A 10,083-nucleotide genomic window follows, 5' to 3' on the forward strand; every position below is an offset into this window, starting at 1 on the left:
TAGCGGGACAAGGTGAAACACGCTTCCCCAGCAAAAGGCTTGTGCTTGCTAAGGGTTGGCTACCCAGAATGCCCCTTTCCCCGAGAAATATGGTATGATACCCAACCCAAATTTATATTACCTCAATTGACGGGTTGAAAACTACACGTAACAAGGTTGAAGAGGGGGTGAAGGTGACAGGTAACAAGCCTGAAGGCTACCTCTATAGATAAGTAACATTCAATTTTTACTGTCAACCTACTAACCGACAAGGGCTCCTTGGGCTAGAACAACCTGTCAAGCGTGGGCCAAAAGGCGTGCGCTACAAGGGACAACCTTTCAACTCAACCGTAAACCTGATATTGATTGAACCGATGGAAAAAACCCACATACCAAATAAAGACTCAATCGAAAAAAAGTGGTACGTTGTAGACGCCACCAACCAGCGTCTAGGACGACTAGCCAGTGAAATAGCCATCATTCTGCGGGGGAAAAACAAACCTACTTACACTCCCCACATGGATACTGGTGACTTTGTGATTGTTGTCAATGCCGAAAAAGTTATGGTAACTGGCAGAAAACGGGACCAAAAACTATACCGCCGCCATTCCGGTCGTCCTGGCGGTATGAAGACAGAAACCTTTGCCGAATTGCAAGCACGTATACCCGAAAGAATTATCGAAAAAGCTGTTAAGGGTATGCTACCTAAAAACTCTCTGGGTCGCCAACTTTTCAAGAAGCTGAAAGTTTACACTGGTCAGACCCATCCCCATGAAGCACAACAACCCCAAGAACTAACTATTAAAACAATTCCAGGAGGCTAAAACCAATGCAAGCAGAAGAACAAGCAGGTCGCGCTGTTTACTGGGGAACTGGTCGTCGTAAGTCATCAGTTGCTAGAGTGCGTTTGGTTCCCGGTAGCGGTCAGTTGATTGTTAATAAACGTCCAGGGGACGCTTACTTTAACTTTAACCCCATGTACCTAGCCAGCCTAAAAGCACCTTTGGAAACCTTAGGTTTGGAAAATGAGTACGATATCCTAGTCAATGCCCACGGTGGTGGGTTAACGGGACAATCTGATGCTGTGCGTCTAGGGGTGGCTAGAGCCTTGTGCGAACTAGACCCAGAAAACCGCCAACCTCTTAAAATAGAAGGCTACTTGACTCGTGACCCACGGTCAAAAGAGCGCAAGAAATATGGCTTGAAAAAAGCTCGGAAAGCCCCCCAATACTCGAAGCGATAAATTATCAGCTGGCTAATTTAAAATTCAACATGGTAATTAAAAATTTGTAAGCATTCAGACCTTAGCTATCAGCTATCAGCCATTCCGAATAAACTTTTGGCTAAAAACAATAATAAATAAGCTAATAAATTAGCTGATTAAGGGTTGTCCACAATAGCTAATGTATGGGCAATATTAATCCACATCCCTAAGTTTGACAGGATTGAAAAGCTGACTGCTAAGGGGCTGATAGCACCTCAAGTAGCGTGCGTGGCACAGGCTGATAGCCTGTGATGTAGCGCATATCCTTACCAGAATTTAACAATTAGCAACGGAAAATTAGCTAATTATATAGTAAAATACAAAGCAAAGGAGGAACTATGCCAAAACCAGATATTCACCCAGAGTGGTACCCAGAAGCCAAAGTCTATTGCAACGGGGAAGTTGTGATGACCGTTGGCTCAACTCAGCCAGAACTTCACGTAGATGTTTGGTCTGGTAATCATCCCTTCTACACAGGAACCCAGAAAATTATTGATACGGAAGGGCGAGTTGAACGCTTTATGCGGAAGTATGGGATGCTGGATGCTGCAGAAAATACAGCTAGCTCTGATGGGACAAAGAAATAGCTCCTAAAGTTCAAGGGTGAAGGATGAAGGATAAAAGATGAACCAGGAGGAATGAACGATGAAATGGGTTTAGCGATGGCTAACTTAAGGTTGACTAAAAACTTGATAAACAGTTAGGACTTAAACTTCCCACTGAATACTTCCCACTTCATAATTCATAAATTTATACTTCATCCTTCCTAACTTCTGAGGCTATTTCAAGAGAGCGATCGCATAAACCATGGCTGAAACCTACCTGCTGGAAAAACTCAACTCTGTCGAGCAAACCTACCATGAATTAACAAGGCGTCTGGCTGATCCAGATATCGCCACTGACCCCAATGAGTTGCAACGAGTGGCAAAAGCTCGTTCCTCCCTAGAAGGAGTTGTTGCTACCTACGACAACTGGAAGCAAACCCAAGAGGAGTTGGCAGGAGCACGGCAAATCCTTAAAGAATCCACTGGTGAGCCAGAATTGCAAGAAATGGCAGCTCTGGAAGTTGAGGAACTCCAGACCAAGCTAGAGCACCTGGAAAGAGAACTTAAAATATTACTCTTGCCCAAAGACCCAAATGATGAAAAGAATATCATGCTGGAGATTCGGGCAGGAACTGGTGGCGATGAAGCAAGTATCTGGGCAGGGGACTTGGTACGGATGTACTCACGCTATTCCGAAAGTCAAAACTGGCGAGTAAAGTTATTGAGTGAGTCTCTGGCGGATATGGGAGGCTTCAAAGAGGCGATATTAGAAATTCAGGGAGAGCAAGTTTACAGCAAGCTGAAGTTTGAAGCTGGGGTTCATCGAGTCCAACGAGTACCTGTCACTGAGGCTGGCGGTAGAGTTCACACCTCAACAGCAACGGTAGCCGTGATGCCAGAAGTTGATGACGTGGATGTGGAGATTGACCCCAAGGAGATCGAAATTTCTACAGCCCGTTCTGGTGGTGCTGGTGGTCAGAACGTAAACAAAGTGGAAACGGCTGTTGATTTATACCACAAGCCTACAGGAATTCGCATTTTTTGTACAGAAGAACGATCTCAGCTGCAAAACCGAGAGCGAGCCATGCAAATTCTCCGGGCTAAGCTGTATGAGATCAAGTTACAGGAACAACAGGAAGCGGTGACCTCGATGAGGCGTTCCCAAGTTGGTACAGGGGCTCGTTCTGAGAAAATCCGCACCTACAACTACAAAGATAATCGGGTCACCGATCACCGACTGGGTCAAAATTATTCCCTCGCTCCTTTGCTGGAGGGGGACTTGGAGGGAGTGATTCAATCTTGCATTAGCCAAGACCAGCAGGAGCAATTGGAAAAATTGGCATCTTCTACATCCAACGGTGAATCTTTAACTTGATGCCAAGTTAGCTAAAGGCTTCTCGCGCCTTTAGCTAAAAGCCTTGCCTTATCTGGGGTTTACTTTAACTCAAGCCGAGACTATAAAACGACAGTGTGTTGTTAGGTTTGTGTATTACATCATAATCAAAATTTTGTCAACTCGATTTTAAGTGTTGCTTGATTTTAGTCACTCCAGAGAGACGAGTATGAAGTTGACATTGTCCAAGATAAATTTGTGCTACACTATCTCCCGGATTCAAGCGTAGACATTCCTGAAACAGAACTGATGCCTTGGAGAAATAACGCAGATTATAAAGCACCAAGGCTTGTTCAAATTTGCTGCGAGTAATTAACTTGCCTTCTCGCACTTGCGGTTGATCGGCATCAAAGATTTCATAAACTGTCACCATTTCGGATTTGCCCTTGACTGGTACCCGATCAATCAAGCGAATGGCATAAGCTAAGGGATTATCTAACTTCCAATAAGTATGGTGAGTGATTAATAACGGCACCCCATAACGTTTCGTTAATTCTTCTAAACGAGACGCTAAATTGACCCCATCGCTGATGACAGTGCTATCCATCCGATTTTTTCCTCCCACTGTTCCTAGCATCAACGAACCAGTATTGATGCCAATGCCAACGGTGATGGCTGGGTGTCCTAGGTTTTGCCGAGATTGATTATAGTCAGCTAGGGATGTGAGCATAGCAATTCCGGCGTTGACCGCATGATTAGCACTTTCGTTAAACAGAGCCATAATCCCATCCCCCATGTATTTATCAATAAACCCATGATTTTCAGTGATGGCAGATTCCATACGAGAAAGATAGGTATTGATAAATTCAAAATTTTCCTCAGGTGTCATACTTTCCGAGAGGGTGCTAAAGGAGCGAATATCGGAAAATAGCACCGACATCTCTTGCTGAACATGATCCCCTAATTGGACATCGGCAATGCTTGGTTTGTTCAATAACTGGAGAAACTGATGGGGGACAAAGCTTGCATAAGCTTGATTGACTTGCGAGAATTCCTGCCTCAAGCGTAGGTGTTCTGCTTCTGCTTTTTTGCGTTGGGTGATATCGTGAAAAGCTACGATAGCATAGGCAATGTCGCCTAATTCATTAAATATAGCTGTTCCCCAACTTTCTATAGGGATAATTTTGTCTCCTTGGTGGATTTCAATATCATCCAGGGTGGCGTTTTCACCTTTTAATGCCTTTACAGCAACTAATTTTTCAGCAAAGTATAGCTGATTTGTTCCGGCAACATAAAGTTGATAAACCTCTGGCATTTGCTCAGCTGTAGTTAATGGCACGACTCCCTTGCCGAATAACTGCCGCGCCTTATAATTTAGGAATTCTAGTACCCCCTTATCATTAAACACAGCCACACCCACAGGCATTCTTTCTAGGAACTGAGTCAATTGATACTGGTTCTCTAGCAGTTCGTCAACTAAAACAGTTTGCTGACGGTTTATAGCACTCAGATGCTGCCACTCTTGATTAGCTTGTTCTGGTGCTATAGTATATTCTGAAATCTGTGCTGCTTGATCACAGATTATTTTTTCCAACTGCTGATTGAGTTCCTGAAGTTGGCGATTTTGTGCCTTCAGTGTTTCTTCAAGAAGATAACTATGTATGGCTTCTATGACTGTCAATTTCAGGTCTTCAGATGGACAAGGCTTCCCTAGGTAACGATATAACTTTGCATACCGAATAGCCTTGGCTGTAGCTTCCAAATCCAGATCACCCGTCAGCATAATTTTGAGAGTTTGGTTAGAGAAAAAATAAGCTATGTTTAATAAGTCATCCCCTTTTAGATCAGGGATAACAGCACCAGCTAAAACTAAAGCCACTTCAGACTCATCATTGCGCAACTCTTCGACTAACTTGACAACCCCTTTACTCCCTTCAAAATTTTCAATCAGATTTTCTTTGCCGAGAGTATTACCTAGAGATGTTTTTATGCTATTGAGAACTGATGGATCATTATCAATACAAATAATTATTAATGAGTTTGTCATGCTAAATTATCTGCAAATTTATATTGAATTAATTAAATGAATGCCTGGCGGCAATTGATTATTATAGAGTTTTTATAGTCACACCAAAATATTGCCTGCTTATTAAATGATTGGAGAAAATGATTGAAGTAAATCATTTTGTGGAATTAAAGATAAACTAGTAGTCCCTAAACTATTAGTTGTTTACCATTAATTAATAACAGTAATATATCAACAGTAAAGCACAAAAAATCTACATATTTTCTTTATTAATACCAACTCACTTATCTTAAGCTATGGATTTAGCAGACAAGTTCTATTTTTTGGAGCAACATATAGCATTGTGGCGATAGTACCCTCTACAGTCAACATAAAAATGTAGCCAATTGCTTTGACGATTTGGCTACACTATTGACCGAATCTGCTGGAAATTTATCCGATTAACCCACTCAATTAACCCCCAATTCCCTGGAGAATCTACCTCAATCCTAAGGATTACCATTAAATAACTTATTTGTCAACTATCCCAAGACACCCATTTAATAGGGATGTCAGCACTATACATAATAGTATGTATTTGTCAACTAGCAAGTGTAGCCAGTTTAATGACTGAATCAACCTAAATTAATTGTCTGCCTTGCCAGAAACCGCTAAAGTGTCGTTTGAGATATTGGGGAACTGTTAGTGATGACTATTGATCAGGTACTTGACATCCTCAAAAGTGTTGAGAAAATCAAGTTAACTCCACTTCAGGAATGGATATTGCACCAAGCCTGGGAAGGAAAAACCTATACCGATATGGCGATCGAAGCACACTATGGCCCTGAATACCTCAGAAAGACTGCCTATAAGTTGTGGCGATTACTGGGAGACATTTTTGGCAAAGCGATCACTAAAACCAATTTCCGGAACACCCTGGAGACAAGCCCAATTACTCCCTACCATCAAGAGCTAATTGAGCAATATTACCGCCGTCAATGCCTACGTCAAATTGCTGAATTTCCCAGTGGAGCACTTCCCCTACCATCTCCCCTTTATATAGAGCGTCCTCCTATTGAAGAGCTTTGCTATCAAGCCATTCACCAACCCGGAAGTTTGCTCCGAATTACAGGACCAAAAAAGACGGGGAAAACGTCTTTGCTGTTGCGCATATTAGACCAGGCAAGAGAAAAACAATATAGCAGGGTTTACCTCAATTTTAACCAAGCCGAAACCGCCATTTTAAGTAATTTAGACCGGCTATTGCGCTGGTTATGTGTTAACATCAGTTACCAACTCCAGCTTCCCCACCAACTCGATAACTATTGGGATAAAGACCTAGGCAGTAAGGTCAGCTGTATGACTTACTTACAAGAACATATCCTAGAAAAAATAGACTATCCCCTAGTTTTGGCAATGGATGAAGTCCATTGGCTGTTTGAGCATACCCAAAGTACTAAAGATTTTTTACCCTTATTGCGCTCTTGGCATGAGGAAGCTAAACAACTACCGGTGTGGCGAAAGCTGCGAGTTATTGTGGTTTACTCGACAGAAATTTATGTTGCTCTGGAAACTTCCCAATCTCCGTTTAATGTGGGATTACCGATTAAGTTACCTGAGTTTAACAAACAGCAAATCCAAAAGTTAGCTCAGCTTTATAGATTACATTGGTCAAATAGTGAAGCTGCTGACAAACTGATGGCTATGGTGGGGGGACATCCGGGATTAGTGCAGCTTGCTCTCTATCATTTGGCTTATCATAATATTAGCCTAGAACAATTACTCGCTGAAGCAGCTACTGCTACGGGAATTTATAGTGACTATTTGCGGCAACACCTAAGTGTACTTAGGGCAAATCCTGATTTAGCTACTACTCTTAAACAGGTGGTTACAGCAGATAAGGCAGTTGAGCTCGATCCAATCAGTATCTATAAGTTACAGAGTATGGGTTTGGTGAGTGTTCAGAGAAATAAAGTCACACTCTGTTGTAATTTATATCGTCACTATTTTTTAGAACATCTTGATATGTTGTTCGCGTAGCTTGGCCTTTTGGCCAAGGTTTAAGGTTGTCTGTCAGAATGTAGAATTTAGAATTTAGAATTTAGAATGTAGAATGTAGAATTTAGAATTTAGAATTCTTAATTCAAAAATTGCGTAGGGTGCGTGATAAGGCGGGCCCGCCTCATTTTATCGGTAGCCAGTTTTGGGACAGCCTGCCCAAAAATGAAACGGGCAAGATGCCCGTTCCACAAAACTATTCAAATCATTCCATGATTAATAAACGGCCAAGGTTCCCCTGTTTTGAAACAGGGTAATTTTTGGAAAAAACAATTGTCAGAGCTTCCGCCAAAGGGCTACGCTACGCGATGAAGCGAAGCTTCCGCTAAAAGCGATCGCGCTTATCGACGGGAGATTGAATTTAATCTAAATAACCCATCAGCTGTGGATCAGCATCAACATCATTTGGAGCGATGGGACGTTTGCCCATGATGTACTCTATTTCATCAAGATGAAGATTACTAGCAGCAATTGGCCGCTCTCCAGACACCTTCATGATACCGAGTACCTCAATGTTGCTAGAGGTGATGGGGCGCTCTCCCATTACAGATATCGTTTCTAATACCTCAATATTACTGGCATCAATTGGTCGATGTCCCATTATGCTTTGTGTTTCACTAATATTAAGGTCACTAGGAGCAATGGGACGGTTTCCAGGTAGAGGGGTAATTGTATCTAAGGCAGAGGTTTCCTGTGCTGGAGCTTCTGCTAGCTGAACTGCGGTAGTGTTTTCATTGATTGCAGTGCTATCGCTCACAGTGCTATCGCTCACAGTGCTATCGCTCATAATCGTATACCTAGAAGTTTTTAACCGAGTTTTTTAGCTATTCGGGCAAGATTAGCCCTAGGTTCTACCCGCTGGCGGAGATGTGGGATTAACTATTGGTGTTATTGCCTTGTCTATGGGCGAGCGGGGTGCTTACAAAGTAGGAGAACAAAAAAAGCTCTGGTTGCTGTATTGACCTGGAGTCTTTGCTGTAACTGAGTTTAGTAAGGGGTAATCGGTAAATGAGAATCGGTGATACTCATCTTAAATCCCATTAATTACCTTACAGACCGCAACGTTAGCTTAATTTTTGTTCTTGACTAACTTTTACAAGTATTATAAAGCCTTAATTATATTAAGCTACATTTTACGAAAGTAAACAATTAGGTCAAGGATTATAAAGTATTTCTCAATTAGGTCAGGTACTTAAGCTCTGGTTCTTAGGGAGTAGGGAGTAGGGAGCAGCGCAGCCATTGGGGAGCCAGCGCCTTGATCAGAGGTTTCCCTCCATGAGGGAGTCCATCAAGATTGGATAAGAAAATTGAATGTACTTAATAACTATGACAAATGCTATAAAGGTTGAGTGGCTTCTGACATGTTTAGCCCTACAACCAAAGCCCTACAACCGAGACCTCTGGAGCTAACCAGTTTGATATACTACAGCTGATTAAGCAATAACCATCCAAATAACCTACCCTACACTGGAAGCTAAAGGTGAACAACCCATTAACCTATCGGACACTGGACGTCAATGGGGAATAACCAAATAACCTTCATCCCTAGGATCGATTGCTGAGTTCTTCACATTTTGTTACAAATGTAGAAGTAACTCTCGCAGGATGCAAGATGGTTATGTTAGGTGGCTTCACCGGTACAAATAATTCTGGCACCGACTGGGGTGAACAGCTGCTCAATACTGTTGCCAGCAAGACCATTCGCCACCTGTTTACCACAAGCGAATCGGTAGATGTGTCTGTGCGCTGCTATCCCTCTAGCAAGTTGCTACAAGGTAGCATCGACAGCTTCAAAATGAGTGGTCGTGGTTTAGTGATTCGTCGGGAGTTCCGGACAGAAGAGATGTCCTTTGAAACCGATGCTGTGTCTCTCGACTTCAGCTCAGTGCTTCAGGGTAAGATTTCTCTGAAACAACCTACTCAAGCGATCGCTCAAGTTATTCTTACTGAAGCTGATATCAACCAATCCTTCAAAGCACAACTAGTAAGAAAGCGGCTGGAAAACCTTTCTACGCCAGCGTTAACCGCACTATCTGGTGGTGCTCCGGTTTCCTTTACTGAGGTGCAAGTTGAGCTGCAACCGAACAATGGTCTACGGTTATTTGCTAAGGCTGACCTACCCAATTACGGCATAGTACCGATTAGTATGACATCTACCATCGGAGTAGAGCGGCGACGGCGGATTTTGTTTAAAGACTCCCAGTTTCAAGCTAATGAAATACCAGAGTCGTTACAAGAGATATCTAAAACTTTGACAGTAGCCCTGGATGATATCTTGAACAATATGGTAGATCTAGACCGCTTCAACCTTGATGGTGTCACTATGCGCATCAATCGTCTAGAGACCCAAGGGAAAAAGCTAGTTTTCAGTGGCTACGCCCAAATCGATCACATCCCCAATAATCCTTGACCGGTCAGCGGTCAGCGGTCAGCGGTCAGCGGTCAGCGGTCAGCGGTCAGCGGTCAGCGGTCAGTCTTTAGCTGTTCGCGTAGGGTGCGCGTAGCGCATTAGCTTTCAGCAAAACTCAGACAGGGGTTAAATTTCATCGGGATTAATACCCATCTGTCGTAACCGTTCAGCTAGTTGTTGAGCTCGTTGTTGAGCCAGTTCCTTCTGTTGACGTTCTTGTTGAGCTTCTTGTTGAGCCAGTTCCTTCTGTTGCCGTTCCTGTTCGGCTCGTTGCCGTTCAAGTTCAGCGTCAGTGGGAATCCAATTCCCATGTTGATCATACCAACGTAGCCACAACCGATTTAATCCCCGATATTGACCAAGCCATAGCCCTATAGCCAATTGCAACTCAGGGATCCAAAATTTAGAATTGTCTATGGTTTGGAGTTGATAGCTGCCGCCTTCTAACTTAAAAATTCGCAATTCATTGCTGACTCGGTCGAAGTTGAG

Annotated in this window: 8 protein-coding genes and 2 pseudogenes; 7 read left to right on the top strand and 3 right to left on the bottom strand. The window is 42.9% G+C overall.

All coding sequences use genetic code 11. From position 1 onward, the window contains the following. The 5 genes and pseudogenes from F6K52_RS25215 to prfA all read left to right on the top strand — a co-directional run. A pseudogene (locus tag F6K52_RS25215) lies at positions 1 to 138 on the top strand (tRNA pseudouridine(38-40) synthase TruA); the annotation flags it as partial. Positions 139 to 353: 215 nt separating this feature from the next. After that, a complete protein-coding gene (rplM, locus tag F6K52_RS25220) occupies positions 354 to 803 on the top strand; it encodes a 50S ribosomal protein L13 (protein ID WP_293084531.1) in 450 nt (149 codons plus the stop codon). A 5-nt stretch (positions 804 to 808) separates the two neighbouring features. Further along, positions 809 to 1,222, top strand: coding sequence for a 30S ribosomal protein S9 (gene rpsI, locus F6K52_RS25225; protein ID WP_008191157.1), 414 nt, complete (start codon positions 809 to 811; stop codon positions 1,220 to 1,222). Positions 1,223 to 1,581: 359 nt separating this feature from the next. Further along, positions 1,582 to 1,830, top strand: a complete 249-nt coding sequence (gene rpmE / locus F6K52_RS25230) for a 50S ribosomal protein L31 (protein ID WP_070390669.1) — start codon at positions 1,582 to 1,584, stop codon at positions 1,828 to 1,830. Between the two features lie 220 nt (positions 1,831 to 2,050). Continuing rightward, the gene (prfA, locus tag F6K52_RS25235) at positions 2,051 to 3,163 is read left to right on the top strand and encodes a peptide chain release factor 1 (protein WP_293084536.1); all 1,113 of its coding nucleotides are present in this window, start codon (positions 2,051 to 2,053) and stop codon (positions 3,161 to 3,163) included. A 136-nt stretch (positions 3,164 to 3,299) separates the two neighbouring features. Here the strand turns inward: prfA and F6K52_RS25240 are convergent, their stop codons facing one another. Further along, positions 3,300 to 5,168, bottom strand: coding sequence for an adenylate/guanylate cyclase domain-containing protein (locus F6K52_RS25240; RefSeq protein ID WP_293084539.1), 1,869 nt, complete (start codon positions 5,166 to 5,168; stop codon positions 3,300 to 3,302). 666 nt (positions 5,169 to 5,834) lie between these two features. Here F6K52_RS25240 and F6K52_RS25245 point away from each other — a divergent pair. After that, positions 5,835 to 7,166, top strand: a complete 1,332-nt coding sequence (locus F6K52_RS25245) for an AAA-like domain-containing protein (RefSeq protein ID WP_293084542.1) — start codon at positions 5,835 to 5,837, stop codon at positions 7,164 to 7,166. A 379-nt stretch (positions 7,167 to 7,545) separates the two neighbouring features. On the opposite strand, the gene F6K52_RS25250 is transcribed toward F6K52_RS25245, so the two are convergent. Further along, positions 7,546 to 7,971, bottom strand: a complete 426-nt coding sequence (locus F6K52_RS25250; RefSeq protein WP_293084546.1) for a hypothetical protein — start codon at positions 7,969 to 7,971, stop codon at positions 7,546 to 7,548. 825 nt (positions 7,972 to 8,796) lie between these two features. On the opposite strand from F6K52_RS25250, the gene F6K52_RS25255 reads away from it, so the two are divergent. Next, on the top strand, positions 8,797 to 9,594 hold the full coding sequence (locus F6K52_RS25255; protein ID WP_364419590.1) for a DUF2993 domain-containing protein: 798 nt from the start codon (positions 8,797 to 8,799) through the stop codon (positions 9,592 to 9,594). Positions 9,595 to 9,720: 126 nt separating this feature from the next. On the opposite strand, the pseudogene F6K52_RS25260 reads toward F6K52_RS25255, so the two are convergent. Then, a pseudogene (locus F6K52_RS25260) lies at positions 9,721 to 10,083 on the bottom strand (Uma2 family endonuclease); the annotation flags it as partial.

Origin of the sequence: Moorena sp. SIO3H5 (assembly GCF_010692395.1) — a bacterium.
In the GTDB taxonomy this organism is placed as follows: Bacteria; Cyanobacteriota; Cyanobacteriia; order Cyanobacteriales; family Coleofasciculaceae; genus Moorena.

What these genes read in the sequence shown, in the direction of transcription:
- F6K52_RS25245 (WP_293084542.1), top strand. Translation starts at nt 5,835, where the DNA reads ATGACTATTGATCAGGTACTTGACATCCTCAAAAGTGTTGAGAAAATC.
- F6K52_RS25255 (WP_364419590.1), top strand. Translation starts at nt 8,797, where the DNA reads ATGGTTATGTTAGGTGGCTTCACCGGTACAAATAATTCTGGCACCGAC.
- F6K52_RS25240 (WP_293084539.1), bottom strand. Translation starts at nt 5,168, where the DNA reads ATGACAAACTCATTAATAATTATTTGTATTGATAATGATCCATCAGTT.
- rpsI (WP_008191157.1), top strand. Translation starts at nt 809, where the DNA reads ATGCAAGCAGAAGAACAAGCAGGTCGCGCTGTTTACTGGGGAACTGGT.
- rpmE (WP_070390669.1), top strand. Translation starts at nt 1,582, where the DNA reads ATGCCAAAACCAGATATTCACCCAGAGTGGTACCCAGAAGCCAAAGTC.
- F6K52_RS25250 (WP_293084546.1), bottom strand. Translation starts at nt 7,971, where the DNA reads ATGAGCGATAGCACTGTGAGCGATAGCACTGTGAGCGATAGCACTGCA.
- rplM (WP_293084531.1), top strand. Translation starts at nt 354, where the DNA reads ATGGAAAAAACCCACATACCAAATAAAGACTCAATCGAAAAAAAGTGG.
- prfA (WP_293084536.1), top strand. Translation starts at nt 2,051, where the DNA reads ATGGCTGAAACCTACCTGCTGGAAAAACTCAACTCTGTCGAGCAAACC.